The sequence below is a fragment of the Streptomyces sp. NPDC051636 genome (genome assembly GCF_044453765.1).
GTDB lineage: Bacteria > Actinomycetota > Actinomycetes > Streptomycetales > Streptomycetaceae > Streptomyces.
In genome coordinates this window covers 12,146-29,338 of the sequence record NZ_JBITDA010000010.1, presented here as the reverse complement: position 1 = coordinate 29,338, position 17,193 = coordinate 12,146, and the positions used below count along the sequence as shown (strand labels likewise).

Annotated in this window: 20 protein-coding genes; 16 read left to right on the top strand and 4 right to left on the bottom strand. The window is 66.5% G+C overall.

Annotated elements, in window-relative coordinates:
• Nucleotides 1–9: 9 nt before the first annotated feature.
• From ACIBBH_RS19175 to ACIBBH_RS19135, 9 genes are all read left to right on the top strand, one after another.
• The gene (locus ACIBBH_RS19175) at nt 10–420 is read left to right on the top strand and encodes a hypothetical protein (RefSeq protein WP_399406022.1); all 411 of its coding nucleotides are present in this window, start codon (nt 10–12) and stop codon (nt 418–420) included.
• A complete protein-coding gene (locus ACIBBH_RS19170; protein WP_399406020.1) occupies nt 417–617 on the top strand; it encodes a hypothetical protein in 201 nt (66 codons plus the stop codon). The genes ACIBBH_RS19175 and ACIBBH_RS19170 overlap by 4 nt, the downstream gene beginning before the upstream one ends.
• A gap of 381 nt (nt 618–998) precedes the next feature.
• Nucleotides 999–2,363, top strand: coding sequence for a hypothetical protein (locus ACIBBH_RS19165; RefSeq protein ID WP_399406018.1), 1,365 nt, complete (start codon nt 999–1,001; stop codon nt 2,361–2,363).
• A complete protein-coding gene (locus tag ACIBBH_RS19160; RefSeq protein ID WP_399406016.1) occupies nt 2,360–3,268 on the top strand; it encodes a ParB N-terminal domain-containing protein in 909 nt (302 codons plus the stop codon). Before ACIBBH_RS19165 ends, ACIBBH_RS19160 begins: the two co-directional genes overlap by 4 nt.
• Nucleotides 3,269–3,302: 34 nt before the next feature.
• Complete coding sequence (locus ACIBBH_RS19155) at nt 3,303–3,767, top strand: VRR-NUC domain-containing protein (RefSeq protein WP_399406014.1); 465 nt, start codon at nt 3,303–3,305, stop codon at nt 3,765–3,767.
• Nucleotides 3,764–3,967 carry a hypothetical protein gene (locus tag ACIBBH_RS19150; RefSeq protein ID WP_399406012.1) on the top strand — a complete coding sequence of 68 codons (204 nt, stop codon included), beginning with the start codon at nt 3,764–3,766 and terminating at the stop codon, nt 3,965–3,967. Before ACIBBH_RS19155 ends, ACIBBH_RS19150 begins: the two co-directional genes overlap by 4 nt.
• Nucleotides 3,964–4,164 carry a hypothetical protein gene (locus ACIBBH_RS19145; protein ID WP_399406010.1) on the top strand — a complete coding sequence of 67 codons (201 nt, stop codon included), beginning with the start codon at nt 3,964–3,966 and terminating at the stop codon, nt 4,162–4,164. Before ACIBBH_RS19150 ends, ACIBBH_RS19145 begins: the two co-directional genes overlap by 4 nt.
• A gap of 68 nt (nt 4,165–4,232) precedes the next feature.
• Complete coding sequence (locus ACIBBH_RS19140) at nt 4,233–4,775, top strand: hypothetical protein (RefSeq protein WP_399406008.1); 543 nt, start codon at nt 4,233–4,235, stop codon at nt 4,773–4,775.
• Entirely contained in the window at nt 4,772–6,229 is a 1,458-nt protein-coding gene (locus ACIBBH_RS19135) for a terminase large subunit domain-containing protein (protein ID WP_399406006.1), read from the top strand. Before ACIBBH_RS19140 ends, ACIBBH_RS19135 begins: the two co-directional genes overlap by 4 nt.
• Here ACIBBH_RS19135 and ACIBBH_RS19130 read toward each other — a convergent pair whose 3' ends face one another.
• Nucleotides 6,230–6,838 carry a helix-turn-helix domain-containing protein gene (locus tag ACIBBH_RS19130; protein ID WP_399406004.1) on the bottom strand — a complete coding sequence of 203 codons (609 nt, stop codon included), beginning with the start codon at nt 6,836–6,838 and terminating at the stop codon, nt 6,230–6,232. It lies immediately after the preceding gene.
• 771 nt (nt 6,839–7,609) lie between these two features.
• On the opposite strand from ACIBBH_RS19130, the gene ACIBBH_RS19125 reads away from it, so the two are divergent.
• The 7 genes from ACIBBH_RS19125 to ACIBBH_RS19095 all read left to right on the top strand — a co-directional run bounded on the left by ACIBBH_RS19125 (nt 7,610) and on the right by ACIBBH_RS19095 (nt 13,994).
• Nucleotides 7,610–9,166 carry a hypothetical protein gene (locus ACIBBH_RS19125; RefSeq protein WP_399406002.1) on the top strand — a complete coding sequence of 519 codons (1,557 nt, stop codon included), beginning with the start codon at nt 7,610–7,612 and terminating at the stop codon, nt 9,164–9,166.
• Nucleotides 9,167–9,268: 102 nt separating this feature from the next.
• A complete protein-coding gene (locus ACIBBH_RS19120; RefSeq protein WP_399406000.1) occupies nt 9,269–9,928 on the top strand; it encodes a hypothetical protein in 660 nt (219 codons plus the stop codon).
• A gap of 72 nt (nt 9,929–10,000) precedes the next feature.
• Complete coding sequence (locus tag ACIBBH_RS19115; RefSeq protein WP_399405998.1) at nt 10,001–11,095, top strand: helix-turn-helix domain-containing protein; 1,095 nt, start codon at nt 10,001–10,003, stop codon at nt 11,093–11,095.
• Between the two features lie 246 nt (nt 11,096–11,341).
• On the top strand, nt 11,342–11,917 hold the full coding sequence (locus ACIBBH_RS19110; protein WP_399405996.1) for a hypothetical protein: 576 nt from the start codon (nt 11,342–11,344) through the stop codon (nt 11,915–11,917).
• Between the two features lie 105 nt (nt 11,918–12,022).
• Nucleotides 12,023–12,433 carry a head decoration protein gene (locus ACIBBH_RS19105; protein ID WP_399405994.1) on the top strand — a complete coding sequence of 137 codons (411 nt, stop codon included), beginning with the start codon at nt 12,023–12,025 and terminating at the stop codon, nt 12,431–12,433.
• A gap of 27 nt (nt 12,434–12,460) precedes the next feature.
• The gene (locus ACIBBH_RS19100) at nt 12,461–13,507 is read left to right on the top strand and encodes a major capsid protein (protein WP_399405992.1); all 1,047 of its coding nucleotides are present in this window, start codon (nt 12,461–12,463) and stop codon (nt 13,505–13,507) included.
• Nucleotides 13,508–13,688: 181 nt separating this feature from the next.
• Nucleotides 13,689–13,994, top strand: a complete 306-nt coding sequence (locus tag ACIBBH_RS19095) for a hypothetical protein (RefSeq protein ID WP_399405990.1) — start codon at nt 13,689–13,691, stop codon at nt 13,992–13,994.
• Nucleotides 13,995–14,001: 7 nt separating this feature from the next.
• Here the strand turns inward: ACIBBH_RS19095 and ACIBBH_RS19090 are convergent, their stop codons facing one another.
• From ACIBBH_RS19090 to ACIBBH_RS19080, 3 genes are all read right to left on the bottom strand, one after another.
• Nucleotides 14,002–14,391: a hypothetical protein gene (locus ACIBBH_RS19090; protein ID WP_399405988.1), complete on the bottom strand. Its 390-nt coding sequence runs from the start codon at nt 14,389–14,391 to the stop codon at nt 14,002–14,004.
• A gap of 112 nt (nt 14,392–14,503) precedes the next feature.
• Nucleotides 14,504–16,183, bottom strand: coding sequence for an ATP-binding protein (locus tag ACIBBH_RS19085; protein ID WP_399405986.1), 1,680 nt, complete (start codon nt 16,181–16,183; stop codon nt 14,504–14,506).
• Between the two features lie 172 nt (nt 16,184–16,355).
• Entirely contained in the window at nt 16,356–17,192 is an 837-nt protein-coding gene (locus ACIBBH_RS19080) for a phosphoadenosine phosphosulfate reductase family protein (protein WP_399405984.1), read from the bottom strand.
• Nucleotide 17,193 lies beyond the last annotated feature (1 nt).

The window sequence follows — 17,193 nt, the reverse complement described above, 5'->3', positions numbered from 1 at the left end:
GGGAGGAACGTGTTCGAGCTGTTCACGCACAGGTACCAGGGCTTCGAGCCGTCGATGGGCGTGCCGGTGCGCATCACCCTGGGCGCGCCGCGGTGGACGCTGCCGTACGCGCTGGAGCACCAGGTGCGGGAGGCCGCGCCGAGCCGCGAGTACTTCGGGGCGGCGCGGCCGGTGTACGAGTCGGCGTACATGACCCAACTGGACCGGCACGGGGTGGACTTCTTCGCGTCGCGGTTCCAGGAGATCGCGGTCTCTGCCGGAGATCTGCGGCTGGTGCTGCTGTGCTTCGAGGACCTGTCGAAGCCGGAGCAGTGGTGTCACCGGCGGATGTTCGCGGCGTGGTGGCAGGAGAAGACCGGAGCAAAGGTGAGGGAGCTCGGGCCGCTTGGGCCCGGGTACGAGCAGGGGACGCTGCTGTGAACGAGAAGCGAAGGCCCAACTGGGCGGAGATGACGCGGGAGGACTTCGAGGCTCCGCTGCGGCCGAAGCCGGCGCCGCCGGGCCAGATGGAATTGTTCGAGCCCGGGCCGGGTCGGGCGAAGCCGAAGCCGAGGCTTCCGGAGGAGTGCCCGATCGGGACGATGAGCCTCCTGGACCTCCTCCAGCCGGAGCGGTAACGGGCCGTCGTCCGGCGGCACGGCCCCCCATTTCATGTGGCGGGTGCGGCATCGCACCCGCCACATGTGTTGTGACAATACTTCGTCTGATACGGTTCGATTGTTGGCGGGTGATCTTCCCCGATCGGCCCGCCACGCGCCGGTAGTGCATCTGGCAGCACGCCCCACCCCCCGTGGGGAGAAGCCCGTTCGACTCGGGCCTGGCGCTCGAGGACGCGTCCGCACAGGCACACGTGGTGCGGAGCCGACCAGCCAAGGAACCACCCCCTCCAGGCGTCCCCCGCGCCTCCTGGTTCCCCGGCGGCCCGGCACGGCAGGACCAGCCCCCTGCCCCTCCGGGCCCGCGTCCTTCTCAACCAGATCCGCGCAGGGGAGGCAGCGTTGTTCCACGGCTCGATCCCCGCGGACCTCCGCGCGATCATCCACGAGCACGCCGCCACCTGGCGGGGTCGTGCCGAGGACATCTACGTCGGCTGCTCGGGCAACTTCACCATCGAACGAGTCCTGCACGACTCCGGGTTCCGGCTGCACGGCTGCGACGTGCAGCTGTACTCGTCGGCCATCGGCTGGTACCTCGCCGGGCAGGAGCTCCCCATCTCAATCCGTCCGGAGTCGGCCGACGAACTCGACTGGCTGGCCTCGTACATGGACGGCCGGGCCGGAACACTCGCGGTGGTGCTGCTCGGCTCCCGCTTCTTCCAGTGGCTCGGACGCCGGGAGCACCCGTACTACGGGCGGATGCTGGCCGCCTACCGGCAGCAGTTCCCTGAGCTGCACGCGAAGACGGTCACAAAGCTCGAGGCCCTGCCGCTGCGGCTGGCCTCGTACGCGCCGTTGGACGTGAACCAGTGGCTCGCCGAACAGGTCCCGGATGATGCCCCGGTCATCGCCTTCCCGCCCTTCTACGCCGGGGACTACGAGGGTCAGTTCACCGCCCTGGACAAGCACCTTCAGTGGCCGGCGCCGGAGTATCCGACACTGGACGACGCGGCGAAGCAGACCCTGATCGAGCGCATCACCGACCGGCCGCACTGGGTGCTCGGGCTCCACTTCGACGTCGAGGACCTGGCCGAGCATCTGCGCGGTCAGGTGCAGACGGCCAACCGCGGGCTGCCCATCAACGTGTACTCGTCGGTGCCGCGCTCGCGGATCGTACGGCCCAACCAGCGACTGGAACCGGTACGTGCCCCGCGGCTCGTACCGGGCCAGAAGCTGGGCGAGGCCCTGTCGCTGGCGCCGCTGTCGATGGGGCAGTTCGCGACCCTGCGCTCGCAGTATATGAACCTCAACATCCGCCCCGGCACGCCGACGATGGCGCTCGCGGTCCTGGTGGACGGGGTCGTGGTGGGCGCGTTCGCGTTCTCGACGCCAAAGTACGACCCGCACAACGTGTACCTGCTCTCTGACTTCCCGGTGGCGCCGACGTCGTACGGGCGGCTGGCGAAGCTCGTGCTGTACGCGGCGCTGTCGACCGAGGCGCAGTTCCTGGCGCAGCGCACCATGAACACCCGCCTGACCCGGCTGAACACGACGGCGTTCACGCAGCGGCCGGTGTCGATGAAGTACCGCGGTCTGCTGTACCTGAACTCGCGCAAGGACTCCACCGATCCCGCCTACCGCTACCAGCTCGACTACGGCTCCGAGCTGGGCCGCTGGTCGCTGGCCGAAGGGTTCGCGCAGTGGAGGAACAAGCACGGACAAGCACAGGGCCTCAAGGAACCGAAGAAGGAGGAGACGGCCAAGTGACCCCGCAGCCGCTCAAGCCCCGCATGGTCGAGGGCGACCCGCGCGAGCTGACGCTGCTCGACATCAACGCGCGCTTCATGCGACACGAGCAGTTCCAGCGCCTGGTCGCCAACATCCGGGACGACGGGGCACTGACCTCGACACCACTGGTGTGGAACGACGCGGAGACCGGCCGGCGCATCGTCCTATCGGGCAACCACCGCACGAAGGCCGCGATCGAGGCCGGTTTGGAGCGGATCTGGTGGATGGAGATCGTCGAACCGCTCCCCCGGCAGCGGCAGATCGCGCTGCAGCTTGCCCACAACGCGATCACCGGCGAGGACGATCCGGCCACGCTCAAGGCCCTGTACGAGGAGCTGGAGGACGTCTCCATGCGCCTGTACTCCGGCCTGGACGACAAGACCCTCGACCTCCTCGACGAGGTAACCGTGCCCGGCCTCGCGGAGGCGAACCTCGACTTCGCGACCGTGCAGATCGTGTTTCTACCCGACGAGAAGGAGGCAGCGGAGAAGGCCCTGGAGGCCGCCCGCAAGGCGGCCTCCGCCGACGCCCGCTGGCTCGCGCGTATCGAGCAGTACGAGAGCGTGCTGGACACCCTCGACACGACGAAGGGCGCGCACAACATCGGCAACATCGCCGCTGCGTTCGCGATCATCCTCGCGATCGTGGAGCGGCACCTCGGCGAGCTCGCCGACGGCTGGTACGACCCGGACGAGGAGACCGCCAGTCGCAAGGGCACCGCCCCGATCGAAACGGTACTCGCCACCCGCACCATGCCGGCCGACGCCGCGGCCGTCGTCCAGCGAGCCATCGACCGCATGGAGCGGGACGGCGACATCGAGGGCGGGCAGCGGTGGCGAGCCCTGGAGCTGTGGGCTGCCGACTATCTGGCAGGTGCGGCGTGAGCCATCCCCGCTACCGGCTGCGGGACGGTGCGCAGTGAACACCGTTTGGAAGGGAAACCAGGAGGTGTACCGCAAGCTGCTCGCCGAGCGGTACGGCCCGCTAGACCGGTTGGAAGCCGAGCGCTTCCCGGTGGCCACAGACTCAGTGGAGCGGGCCGCTGGGGCGGGTGAGGAGCAGTGGCGCCACCAGGTCCGCGAGATCGCCGCCCGCTACGGCTGGCGGCTCCAATACCACACGGCGGACTCCCGCCGTTCCGATCCTGGCTGGCCGGATGAGGTCTTCGGGCACCTTGGCCAACGCCGCACGCTCTTCATCGAGTTCAAGACCGACACCGGGCGGATCCGCCCGGCGCAACGCGTGTGGCTGTCCCATCTGGCCGACAGCGGGTTCGAGGTCGCCATATGGCGACCTCGCGATCTGCCCACCGTGTTGCGCGTCCTCGGCCCTGCCCGACAGCGCGCCAGCCTTCCGCAGAACTTCCGGAGGTCCACGTCATGAGCGGCTCGTACGCCGACAAGCTGAACCGGCTCCACGCCGAGATCGACCACCTGACCACTGTCCACCGCACCGCCGCCGGCGTGGCCCGCGCGCTGACCGAGCACCTCGCGGACGAACCGTTCCGCCTTGCTGACCAGCTCGTCCGCCTCCTCGACGGCGAGCTGGAGCCCGACGACGTACATGAAGGGAGCACGCGGTGAACCTGGCAAAGGACTCCTCGTCGTGGGAGCGCACGGTCTCCGTGACGCCGCTGCCCGACTCCGTACGCCGCAAGGCCGCCCTCCAGGTCGCCGCGCGCGCCACCGGCCGGGGCCGTGCCCAGCGACGCGCCGACTGCCACCAACTCCTGGAACACCTCGGCCTGCTCGACCCGCGCCTGCGCAGCGCGGCGAGCTGAGCTGAAGCGTCCCTGCGCAGAGAGGGAGCGGGAGGACAAGCGGACTACGGCAGGAGAGCACCGAGCGGATGGCGGACAGCGCCGAGGCATGGGAGCGGCAGCCGGGCGAATCGGCCGCCGCGTGGGAGGCGTTTGCCTGCTACCGCGACCTCGGGCTGTCCCGCAGCATCGGCAAGGTCGCGGCGCGGCTGGCGAAGTCCCGGACTCTCATCGAGCGCTGGTCGACGGCTCACCGCTGGGTGTTGCGCGCCGAGGCGTGGGACCGGGAACAGGACCGGCTCTGGCGTGCCGAGCAGCACCAGGCCGCTCGAGAGGTCGCGCGCCGGCACGCCCGCCTCGCCTCCGCTGCCCAATCGAAGATCGTCGCCCAGCTCCAGCAGCTCGACCCCTCGCGCCTCAGCCCGTCGGACGTGATCCGCTGGTTGGAGGTCACGGTCCGCATCGAGCGTCAGGCGTACGGCATGGACCTGGCCGAGGCCGCCGCAGGCTCCGCACGCGTGGAGACGACGGATGTGTCCGGGCTGACGGACGAGGAGCGCCGCGCCCGCATGGAACAGCTGCGCCGCGAGCTCGAAGCCCGCATCGGAACCCTCGGTGGTAAGCCGTCGTGACTACTGACCCGTTGGCCGCGCTGCCGGACCCGGCCGGTATGTCCGACGCCGAAATGCACGCCGAGATCACAGCACTGATCGAAGCGGACGCGGTCTCGGCGCGCCGTTGGGCCTGCGACCGCCCCGACTGCGACGGCCTGCCACATGCCGGCTGGCTGCACCACCACGCCCGCGCCACCCAGCGCCTGCCCGAGGGCGACTGGGCGGCTTGGATGATGCTGACCGGTCGAGGCTGGGGCAAGACGAAGTCCGCGGCAGAGGCCGTACGGGAGTGGGCAGCCGCTCCGGGAACGATGATCGCGGTGGTCGCGAAGAACGCCACCCTGGTCAAGGAGATCTGCTTCGAGTCTCCCAAGTCCGGCCTCCTGGCGGTCATCGCGCCCGAGGACATCCGCCGCTACAGCCCCGGCAACGGCCTGACCACGCTCCGCCTGAAGAACGGCTCGGCGATCTACGGCTTCGGCGCCGAGACACCGGACAACCTGCGCGGCTTCGCCTTCGACAAGGGCTGGCTGGACGAGTACGCCGCCTGGAACCGCCACACCGCCCAGTCGGTGTACGACATGCTGTGGTTCTGCCTGCGCGAGGCACCGAGCCCGCAGGTCGTCATCTCCACCACGCCCAAGCCGCTCCCCCACGTCAAGCGCCTGGTGGAACGTGGCCGGCGCACCGGCTCCACCGTGGTCCTGACGACCGGCCGCACGGAGGATAATCGTGCCAACCTCTCCCCCGCCGCACTCGCTGAGCTCGACTCCGAGTACGGCGGCACGCGTCTGGGACGACAGGAACTCGACGGCGTGCTCCTCGAAGACGTCGAGGGCGCACTGTGGAAGCAGTGGATGTTCGAGGTGGAGGGCTTCCGCATCGCGCGCACCGCGGTCCCGCCTCTGGACCGCCTGGTCGTCGCCGTGGACCCGGCAGTCACGACCACAGACACCGCCGACCTGACCGCCTTCACCGTGGCCGGCCGCTCCTACCCGCTGGAACAGATGTACGGCGACCGCCGCCCCCGCGGCTACGTCCTCCGTGCGGAGCAGGACCGCCACACCCCCACGGCCGCGATGCGCCGCGCCGCGGCTCTATACCACGAGCACCAGGCCGACTGCGTGGTCATCGAGGCCAACAACGGCGGCGACTACCTCCCCGCCCTCCTCGCCGAGGTCGACCCGACCGTCCCGTGCCGCGTCGTCCACGCCACGCGCGGCAAGCGCGCCCGCGCGGCACCGGTGGCGATGCTGTACGAACAGTCCCGCATCAGCCACGCGGGGTCGCCGCGCACGTTCGCGGTGCTGGAGGAGCAGATGACGACGTACGTCGGCGCGTCCGAAGCCGAGGAGAAGTCTCCGGACCTGCTCGACTCCTGCGTCTGGGCACTCACCGAGCTGTTCCTAGACGCTACAGGCTTGGGACCACCTCTCAGGGCGGCCGACAGCAGGCTGGACGGCAGAAGGTAGCTACCCACCGCCATCCACGCCGATGATTCTTGGTCTCGCTCGCCGCGGAAGTTTGGCACGATCCCATGCCTGCCCCCACATCTCGACCTCACCGTCCGGAACTCCGCATGCTCGGGAGAACGCGATAACGAACCCCCGACTCGGAACATTGGCGCGGTTCAAGAACCTGCCGAGTGTTGAACGAGGAATCCGCTCACCGCGGCTGCGTGCACGACTATCCAATTCTCGGTAGGAGGGGGCGCCTTCCCTTCGATACAGGTACAGCATTGCCTCGTGAAGCTCTGAAAAGTCCCGTACGAAGGATATGTGCACGGTGCGGGTTTGACGACGACCATCACTCACCTGAACCCGATCACGGAAAGCCCTTGTCCAGAAGTACTCGGCTGTACTGACATCACCCCCGCACCCCTCAGCGAAGGCAACCACCACCTCCAGTTTCGGCACGGACTGTCCGGAGGCGGCCCGAGCCAGCGTTGCCGCGCTGAATGGGGTGCGTTGGGCCAATTGCGAGTAGGTGATGCCGGCCTCCCGGCGCGTAGTCCGAAGCCACGACGCCAGGAGTGCCAGGGACTTGTTGGGCGTGTCGATCAGGTTCTCTCGACGCCCCATCGCTAGTTACGGGCGGTTCCCGGGAGAACCAGCCACGTACGCCGCATGCGACGTACGAGACGGACACCCAAGGAGCACGCCTCTCCCAGGAGAACGAGCACCCCCAACGTGGGCATCCCGGACAGCGAAAGAACGACCGCCAAGACGATGACCACGATGATGAGGGTCACTTCCGGGTACGTCAGGGGGCGAATCTCGGGCTCGGCGCAGTGTGCGTGCTGCGGCTTGCGACTCAAGGGATATCCCCTTCACATTGTCTGCTGCGGACTCCAACTACACGCGTTACGGGGGCGGTTGCCGACGCCACCCGTACGCAGGGATCGATAGTGACAGGTGCCCAAGCGCCAAGGCCAATCGCTGGCCTCACCGGGCCCGTTTTGTTGCACCGACGTCCCGATCTGGGGACAAAAAACCTGGGGGGCTCCGCCGCAGGTCAGCGTGGGTGCAGTGGAGCGATCATCTCAGTTTTGTCCCCAGAGCAGTTGACCGCGGCTTCGGCGTCGTCGAACGATGGCCACTATCACCAGGAGTGGCTCATCCGAGCGCTCATGGATACCCCGGGTCGCTGCGGACTCCACCCATGGATTCGGGAGCAAAGAGCCGGCCGCGTTGCCGCGAGGGCCGCTCAACTCACGGTGCTGCTCCGGCGTTCCAGAGCAGCACCGTGTAGTCCCACCCCTGGCTGCGTTGAAGGCGGGCCTCCCGTGGCGCCCCCCAACCTCCCACCTGGTTAGGCTTCGCCGCTTTTCCAGAGACTGATAGGAGGCGGGCATGCGTGGGTGGCGTAGCTTGATCATTGATGCGTGGGGCGCGCTGTCCTACAAGCCAGCGTTCCAAGCAGCAGCTGACGGCCGACCAACGGCGCCACCTGGCCACGCGGCTCCCTCATGGGTGCCGGAGGCAGATCGGCGCCGACTTGCGGCGTACACCGCTCTCGCGGCGTACGACACCAATCAGGCTGCCGCTCTTCTCGGTGCGGACGGTGACGACCGACGCGAGTACGGTGACGCCTCTCTGATCGTCGATCAGACGCTCAGCCATCTTCTCGGCGAGACCCAGCAGATCGTTATCGAGGGCTCCGTGGACGGCACCGCAGTCAGGGAGCGAGAGGCCCTGCTACGGGACTGGGCTCAGACGGAGCACCTACGGATGCGGATGCAGCACGCCGAACGCACCGCTGTCCTGCTAGGCGACACCATTTACCTGCTCGCCTGGTCTCGGGCGAAAAGCCGTCCGGTCCTGAGGACGTTCGATCCGGGCTTCTACTTCCCCATCCTGCCCGAAGGCGCGCTGGACGCGGATGCCTACCCAGCCCGCGTCCACCTGGCCTGGGAGGTCCCCGCGGATCCCAGCACTGGGCGGAAGGGAACGCTCCGGCGAGTGACGTATGAACTTGGTCCTATCGAAGACGGTGGTCGGCGCCTCTACCCGTGGTCCCCTCAGCCGAGCAACATCACCTGCTACCTCACCGACGCCGAATGGGAACTCGACCAGGTGGACAGAGCCGACGACATCGACGCCCTCTCCCCTGCGCGAGCCCGCTTCCGCAGCAACGCGGACGGCGAGGTCCTCAACCGGCTCGACCTGCAGCTGGACTTCATTCCGCTCGTACATGTTCCCAACACGGTCAACGGCGCTGAGCACTACGGCCAGTCGAGCCTCCTGTCTGTCGCACAGCTCCTCGACGACCTTGCAGCGGCCGACACCGATAGCCAGCGGGCCTCGGCGACCACTGGTTCGCCGATCATCGGCCTGTCCGGGGCCCGACTCCCAGTGGATCGCAGGACCGGCAATCCCCTGCCCGTTGAGGTCGAGCCGGGAATGGTGTGGCCGCTCGGCGACAACGGACAGCTCACCACCGTCGACACCTCTGCCCAGCTCGCCGAACTCCGAGCGTACGTTGGGGCGCTGCGCGACCGACTGTCCGTCGTGACACGGCTGCCCGCAAGTGTGCTGGGCACCGTCAGCCCCTCGGAGGTGCCATCCGGGTACGCGCTGCAACTCAGCTTCGGACCACTGGACGCAATGGTGCGCTCGATGCGCCTGGCACGGGAAGCCAAGTACCCCTTGCTCCTGAAGATGGTCCAGCGGCTGTATCAGCTCGGCGGCGTACTACCTCCCGGCGACAATCCGCGCGCCACGATCGCCTTCGGGGCGTACCTGCCCACCGACCAGGCAACTGCCCTGGACCTTGCGGCCCGTGGTGTCCAGGCTGGCGTTCTATCGCTGGAGACCGCAGTGCGGCTGCTCGTTGAGGCCGGTTTTCCGATCAAGAACGCGACGCTTGAGGTGGAGCGTCTGCGAAGGCCCCCCGCTACAACGGTGTGAACTCGAGGTGTAACGGCTGACACTGGCGTGGCGTTTATAAAAACGGCACCGCACTTGCGGTACCGTTCTTATAAGATCATGTCTGCTGAACCCGGAGGTTGAATGGCCGCCCTTTCCATCGCTGCGCCTGGTCCCGACGACCACCACGCGCAGCTTGCCGCCCTCGGCACCAAGCTGGAGTATCTGCACCCGGCCTTGCGGGCTGGCGAGATCGCTCGTCGTTCCGCGACGCCGAACCACCCGGCCAACACCGCCGGCACCCGGGCGTACCAGGAGCACGTCCGGATCATTCGTGAGATGCACATCCAGCACGAGGGCTGGAAGCGGCTTCTGCACGACCACCTGGAGCTCGTCTGCAACTCCGACAAGACCGTCGCGATTGGCGTCATGGTTGGAGATGCGGCGACGGGCGAGCGCACCCTTCACCCGAGGAACCTGCACCGGCGTGGCGCGGCCACGGAGCGGGCTGCCGAGGCCAACGCCCAGCTGGCGCTCTTCCCGCCCCCGACGCGGCGCGACGAGACCGTCTTGAGCGCCGAGGAGTCGTCCCAGCTCCAGATCTGGTTCCTCGTGTCGTATCGCGTCGAGGACGGCGACAAGGTTCGCATTCACAGCGAGCTCTCGCTGCCGGGTGAGGTCGAGGGCGGTTACGTCACCAAGTGGAAGCGGCGCATCCCGCTTCCGGTCCTTGAAATGGACGGAATCGAACCGCCGTACGAAGATGGGGACGGCGAGATCGACATCCCGGTGCCGTTCCGCTGATCGTACGTCCTGGTGCGGCACTGTTCTGCCAGTGCCGCACCCTGCACCACCGACAAGACGAGGCAGTCCACCATGGTGACCCCATCACGCATCACGCTGGCCCGGAAGCGCCGGGGACTGACCCTCGCGGAGCTCTCCCAGCGGGCCGGGGTATCCCTGCAGAGTCTGTCGAACTACGAGACAGGACGGACCACGCCCCGCCCACCCACTGTCCGGCGGATCGCCGAGTCACTCGACTTCCCTGATCGGTTCTTCAGCGGCCCCGAGATCGACGAGCTCCCCGCAGAGGGCATCTCCTGGCGCGCCCGGACCAAGACGCCTCCCCGGGTCCTGGACGCTGCCAGGGCCGCCGGCACACTCGCCGCCCAGTTGTACGACTGGATCGACGGACGGTTCCGTCTGCCCGAGCCGGACGTCCCGTCGCTCGGCAAGCCCGACCCTGAGACGGCCGCGGAGATGGTCCGCACGCGGTGGGGGCTCGGTAACGCCCCGGCTCCCAACATGGTCCACCTGCTGGAGGCCCATGGAATCCGGGTGTTCTCACTGCCGCCGGACTCGCTGGAGGTGGACGCCTTCGCCGTGTGGCGGGGCAGCGTGCCGTTCGTCTTCCTGAACATCATGAAGACGGTCGAGCGCAGCAGGTTCGACGCGGCGCACGAGCTGGGACACCTGGTGATGCACGGCAGCGGCGAGCGCGGCTGCACTGGGCCGGAGGCCGAACGCCAGGCAAACGAGTTCGCGAGTGCCTTTCTGATGCCGGCGGCCAGCGTGCTCGGCCATATGCCTGCCGGGGCCCGTGTCGACCAGATCCTCCAGGGCAAGCGGATCTGGAAGGTGTCCGCCATGGCACTGACATACCGAATGCATGACATGGGGCTGCTGACGGACTGGCAGTACCGCTCGACATGCGCGGAGCTCAGTGCCCGCGGGTACAAGACGGACGAACCGCAGGGCGTCAAGAAGCGGGAGACGTCTCAAGTTCTGACGAAGGTGTTCCGGGGTCTGAGGTCGAGGGGCGTTCGCCCCGCTGACGTCGCCGATGAGCTGGGTGTCACGGTGGAAGAGATGAACAAGATGCTCTTCGGTCTGACCATGACGTCGATGGAAGGCGGTGGCGAGCGCTCGTCATCCGGCCGTTCCAAGGGCGTCCTGACTCTCGTGCCCTGACCTCTCTCTCACAGTGGGTGTGCTCGACAGCGCGTAAAGGGTTAGGCTCCGCGCCGACGCGGGGGCGTCTGGGCTTGGAGCCTGCCCATGACCGTACAAACGCGGCATCCGCGACCACTGCTGCCGCTTGCTCCTGTCGGCTATCGCCGTGACGGCCGCCCGATCCTCCCGATCCTCGGGGCGTCGTCCGACGATCCCGGTAACCCTCCGGTCGGCGATCCGACGACCGAGGACACCGGAGGCACGATGGCATCCATCCCCCAGGACGAACTGTCCCGCCGCTTCGCCCGCGAGAAGGACCAGGGCCGTCGCGCCGGTGTCCGAGACCTGCTCGGCCAGCTCGGTTTCGAATCCGCCAAGGCCCTGACGGAGTATGTACAGCAGCAGCGCCAGGCCGAACAGCAGCAGAAGGACGCCGAACGGGAACGCCTGTCCGAGGTCGAGCGGCGAGAGCAGGCCGCGGCGGAGCGCGAGCGCCAGGCCCAGGAACGGGAGGCAGCCGCCACCGCCCGGGAGCAGGGCGCCGCCCGTCGTGCCGTGCTGGTCGGCCTCGGTGCCACCGGCGCGGAACTGGAGGACGCAGTGGTTCTGATGGCCCGCGAGGTCGAGTCGGACGCCGACGAAGCCGCGCTCACTCGGGCCGCTGAGGAACTCAAGCAGCGCCGTCCGGAGCTCTTCGGCACCACGGCCCCACAGACGCCGACCGCTCCTCCTTCGGGAAGCCCGGCCGGAGTCCCTGCTCGCTCAGGTGGCACGCCGGCGAGGCCGGGCCAGCTCGGCCTGGACATTGCCCGGCGCCGCGGTCACCTCAAGAGTTCCTGACCCGCGGCCGCCCACGGGGACCGCGCCCCTTGCACCTCCGCGGACGACGGCACGACCCGGTGACCGTACGCCTCCCCCGAGACGCCCGACCCGGAGGCACCCGGCGTGGATCTCCAGCCGATCACCTACTCCGAGGCCGCCACCGCAGACCGACCCTGGCTGGCCTCACGCCACGGACTCGACACCCCGCTCACCATCACTCTCGACACCGCGCTCTTCACCGAGGGCACCCACTACACGCTGCCCACGCTCGGCCAACCCCGCAACGTCATGAAGGCCGGCATCCCGCTCGGCCGTGTCACCGCCACCGGGCTGTACGGCCCATGGGACACCACCGCCATGGACGGTCGCGCCACCTTCACCGGCGTCCTCCTCGCCGACGTGCCCTTCACCCAGAGCGGCAGCCGTGCCGGCGCGGCCCTGCTCTGGCACGGCGTGATTGCCGTCGCCCAGATTCCGGGCGGACTCGACCCAGCCGCCATCACCGCCTCGACCGCGCAGATCCACTTCATCTGACCCCCACTCGCTGAGGAACACCACCCCATGCTCGAAACCCTGCTGCGCGACATCGACGCGGCCGACCTCAACGCCTTCGCCCGTACCATGACCACCCCGGACGACTTCGAGCTGACCCGCACGGTCATGCCCGAACGCCGCCTGAACTCCGTCAAGTTCCGCATCAAGAGCAGCAAGCGACGCGTGAACGCGGCCAAGTTCCGCGCGTACGACGCCCAGACCGCCGTCGCCCGTCGCCAGGCCGAGAAGATCATCACCGAGGGCATGCTGCCGCCCCTCGGTCAGAAGCTGATCGTCGGCGAACTGGAGCAGATTCTCCTCGACACCGCCCGCGGCGCCGACTCCTCCGAGTTCGTCGAGCTGCTTTACGACGACATCGAGCGCCACGTCGAGTCCATCCACAACCGCATGGAGCTGGCTGCTGGTGACCTCCTGGTCGACGGCAAGTTCAGCCTCAACGGGGAGAATGGCCTCACCCTGGAAGCCGACTTCGGCGTCCCGGCCGCCAACATGCCGACGGCCGCAAAGCCCTGGTCGGACCCGACGAGCGACCCTATCGCCGACGAGCTGCGCTGGATCGAGTACCTGCGCTCCATCGGCGCCCCGCTCCCGGCCCGCGTCATCACCTCCTACAAGGCCCGCGCCACGCTTGCCGCGAACGACGCCTACCGTGCCGCGTACTACGGCAGCGTCAACGGCTCCACCACCCCCACCGCGGTCCTCGCTCCCAATGAGGTCGAAGTCGTTCGCGCCCGCTACAACCTGCCACCGATCACCGTCTACGACGTGCAGATCTCGGTCGACGACACATACCAGCGCGTCATCCCCGAAGACCGCTGGATCCTCCTGCCGCCCAACCCCGAGTCCTGGGCGGAGACCCAGTACGGCATCACTGCCGAGTCGCTGGTGCTGTCCTCCGGCACTAACCCGGCTATCACCCGCGAGGACGCCCCCGGCATCGTCATCACAGCCGGCCACCAGGATGACCCGGTGCAGGTGTGGACGAAGGGCTCCGCCGTGGCCATGCCGGTCCTCTACGTCCCCGACATCCACATCACCGCGAAGGTCCTGTGATGCCGGCAGTCCGCACCCTCGCCACCGCAGTCTTTGTCACCGACCCCAAGACCCATGACACATTGCTACTCCGGCCCGGCACGGAGGTCAGCGACCCTGCGATTGCCGACCAGATCACGCACCCTGACGCCTGGGCACCGCAACTGCCCCGCCAGTCCCGCCGTACCAAGGTCGAGGCACCATGAGCCTCACCGACGCCGAATACCTCTACCTTCGCTCCGAACTCGGCGAGGCCAGCCGAACCGACCTGGATGCCCGCTACCTGCGCCTCGGCTCGCTCCAGGCCGTCGCCGTGGAGGTCCTCCGCGAGCGCAAGGCAGCCCTCGTCTCCGACCCCCTGGCGGTCAGTGTCCAGGGGGTCGCCACCGTCAACAATGCGGAGAACGTCAAGGCCATCGAGCGTCAAATCGCAGACTTGACGCGAGACGGAGTGGAGGAAAACATAACATCGGGACCGGTTACGCTGATTCGTAGGGCTTGCAGATAGGGTTGACTCAGCCATTCGCATCGAAATGGTTTCGGAAATTTTCGATAACCCGATTTGCGGCAGCCTGCACGAGGGGAAGCTGCACCGTCCGGTTCGAGCGAACCTTACTTATCACAGTAAGCGGAGGCTTGGCCCTACCTAAGAGAATACGCAACTGTCGCTGCACGATATATTCGACGCCTTCGCGATGGCTGGTCTCGAGCGTCAGAAACTCATCCGCATCCCCCATGTCGGCCCAGAAGATCACAAGATCATCCATCCGACCCCAGGCGGAATCGTCGAATTCGCGCAGCCGTCGCTGAAATGACGACTTCTCGAGCGCGCGCCCAAGGTGATCGCCCCAGCGGCCGAATATGCCGTTGCGGCCTACTGTCATTCCGATGTACGCAACGCCCACTTTCCTTGAGTATCCACAATATATATATGCACGCGTTCGACAAAGGCTAGGGTCCCCAACTATCGCAGATCCCCAGGTCTCGTTATCCTGGACGCCAGGCATTCAGGCCGGCCTACGCGAAGCGCTTCTCAAGGGCATCAGCCGTGACCTTGTATACGGCGGCCGAAGCCTGGTTGCGATACGTCACAAACACTTCCTCGATGATTTCATCATCGAGATCCTGCTTGTTTCGCACGGTTCCGCTCTCGGCCGATGCAAGACTCAAGAAGAGGGCCTGGAGCAGGAGCACGACGTCGGCATCATCACCAAAGCGCTCGTCGAACATCCGCATAAAGCGATGGGACCGATTGATGCGCACAACAGTGCCCAGGGTGGCATCACGCGCGCGCTCCCATAGGGCGTTGTCGTCCAGCTGGTCAACGAACGTGACCCTCGCCCCCTCCTTGCGGACCTGCTCGCGTTCCTTGTCCTTTAGTGGGTGCCGAGCAGATTCCTTTTCAGTACGCTTGGTCCGTTCGTTCTCGGAGATCGCGTCGTCAGGGTCAGTGGGCAGGAATTCGGGGAACTCGACCTCGCTCAGAGCTTCAGCTGCTTTGCTATTGGGGTCTTCGTTCGCCTTCTTACGAAGAATGGCTGCGGCGTTCCTCCAGCCACTCTTGCTGAGACGTCGAGCCTCGTAGATGGCTTCGCTGAGCGCGCTCTCCGCTTCTTCACTCAGCAGTATTTCTGACTTCTTTACGTCGATGTTGAAGGCATCATCCGCCGAATCATCGATCAGGATCCTTCCACGGAAGGCGAAGTAATCCTGATCGGTCGGAATTATCCCGTTAAATCGCTCGGCCCTTCGGATAAGCCGCTTGTTGCGATAGATGTAGAACCCGTAATTATTCCCCCCGACCATGTACCTCTTACGAATCTCGGCAGAGTTATCAAAGGCAGGCGGGTACACCAGCTGAGTTGCTTCAATTGTGGCCTCTACGCCATTCTCGGCATCGAGGATCACTGGGCTAGCTCGCTCAAGCCATCGCACATCAAGACCATCCCACGCGGAATCATCGAGATTTCCGGCCGCGTTCGCCTCATCCACGAAGAGGGGATCGAAAGGTTTCACAGGATCGCCGTCGAGAAGAATTTCAAGGTCTCCACCATTGGGATGGAGGAAATAGAAGTAGGTCACACCAAGATTTCGCTCAAGTGCCCCACGAGTCTTCCGGATGCTGGGGTGATTGCGCTTGTGGATCTTCTCGATAGTGACCACAGTGCCATGGGCCGCCCCAGGGATGAGCTGATTCACTCGCTCAAGGTCAGCAGAATCGGGCTCCATCACCAGGCACTCGAGCTTTCCTACTCTCTCGACATGGGGAAGATCCAGGACCGCTTTGCTCCACGCTCCGCCTTGGCGGGCGCTGACGACTTCGATTCGATCACCTTGCGAGAGACCAGCGCTTTTCAGTCCAAGTCCGTACTTCCCGAGACTGCCGGAGTCGTACTGCCCCTCCGCCCCCAGGGCCAGAGCCTCAATAAGGCGGCCTTGATCCATCCCGTCGCCATCATCGGCGATGATGTAGCGAGCCGCACTATTCCTACGCGCTTCAGACATGTCGGGTTCGCGCTCAAGTTTGATGGCGACGCGCCGAGCGTTCGCGGCCACCGAGTTGTCGACGATGTCGCAGATGGCGCTCTCTGGCGTGTATCCGATGCGTGCGATCGCCCGAAGGATGCGGCCAGGGTTGATTGGCACTTCCTCGAACCTTGGCGACGTCTCCTCGAAGGTGCCCTGATGTGACGTCATATCGTCCCCGCTGTCTCTTCCTGCACGCCGACAATCACCGTGGAGCGCAGCGCACCTCCTCGGCTTGCGCACCAGTGTCGCAGGTATGTCTGACACTCCGTCGACGATCAACGCAACGCGCCCCGTGCAGCGAGCAATGTCGCTACACGGGGCGCGCGATGACGCTTGATGCCTACAGGTGGCAGACCGCGCAAGCCGCCGAGTCGTCGTCCTCGTCCAGAGCGTCCGACAGGATCTCCAGGAGGGGTCGGTTCGGCTTCATACGCTTCGCGGCTCGCTCCATCGCATCCCGGTGCTTGGCCTCGATCTCCTCGCGACGCTCTATGAGTTCAGCCAGGGACTCGCTCTGAGACCAGGTGTACTTGCGCCCCACAGTTGCAGCGTGCTGGTGCTTGACCTTCTCCTCGTACTCAACGGCCTTCTCGAAGAGGTCGGGGTGGCGGTCCTTGAGGCCCACCCACTCGTGCTTGCGCTGAAAGAAGCAGAAGTAGCAACCGGAGCGGGTGCGCCACTCGTAGTAGTCGGGGAGGCCGATGCCGGCCTCGTCCAGGATCCGATCGACGCCCTCTCGATCGATGCCGTCCTCGCGGAAGGGGAAGACCGCCGTGATGTTGGGCTTGGTGCTGACGTAACCGAGGCGGTTCTCGTCGGCACGGATGGCGACATACGAGACGGCCTCGTCCTCGCCGATCCACTCCTCAAGTGGCTTTATCTTCAGGTTCTTCGTGCACCAGCGCATCTGGGGGCTGGGCAGGGTCCCCTGGTAGACCTCCAGCCAGTGGTCGAAGTCCCGGGAGGAGTTGAGCCGTTGGATGGGCTTGCCGAGTGCACCCTCGAGGCGGTTGAGGTACTCGTAGGTCTCGGGCAGCTCGGCGCCGGTGTCGCAGAAGAAGTACTCCATGTCCGGTACGCGGTCGCGCATGTAGATCGCGAGCGCTGAGGAATCCTTGCCCCCCGAGATCCCGAGTACGTGGCGCTTCTTGCTGTTGGAGCCGTCGGCGTCGGTCACG

Excerpts from the sequence above, each read along its gene's own strand:
- ACIBBH_RS19095 (WP_399405990.1), top strand. The coding sequence starts at position 13,689 with ATGAGCCTCACCGACGCCGAATACCTCTACCTTCGCTCCGAACTCGGC.
- ACIBBH_RS19140 (WP_399406008.1), top strand. The coding sequence starts at position 4,233 with ATGGCGGACAGCGCCGAGGCATGGGAGCGGCAGCCGGGCGAATCGGCC.
- ACIBBH_RS19115 (WP_399405998.1), top strand. The coding sequence starts at position 10,001 with ATGGTGACCCCATCACGCATCACGCTGGCCCGGAAGCGCCGGGGACTG.
- ACIBBH_RS19130 (WP_399406004.1), bottom strand. The coding sequence starts at position 6,838 with ATGGGGCGTCGAGAGAACCTGATCGACACGCCCAACAAGTCCCTGGCA.
- ACIBBH_RS19100 (WP_399405992.1), top strand. The coding sequence starts at position 12,461 with ATGCTCGAAACCCTGCTGCGCGACATCGACGCGGCCGACCTCAACGCC.
- ACIBBH_RS19125 (WP_399406002.1), top strand. The coding sequence starts at position 7,610 with ATGCGTGGGTGGCGTAGCTTGATCATTGATGCGTGGGGCGCGCTGTCC.
- ACIBBH_RS19150 (WP_399406012.1), top strand. The coding sequence starts at position 3,764 with ATGAGCGGCTCGTACGCCGACAAGCTGAACCGGCTCCACGCCGAGATC.
- ACIBBH_RS19085 (WP_399405986.1), bottom strand. The coding sequence starts at position 16,183 with ATGACGTCACATCAGGGCACCTTCGAGGAGACGTCGCCAAGGTTCGAG.
- ACIBBH_RS19110 (WP_399405996.1), top strand. The coding sequence starts at position 11,342 with ATGGCATCCATCCCCCAGGACGAACTGTCCCGCCGCTTCGCCCGCGAG.
- ACIBBH_RS19120 (WP_399406000.1), top strand. The coding sequence starts at position 9,269 with ATGGCCGCCCTTTCCATCGCTGCGCCTGGTCCCGACGACCACCACGCG.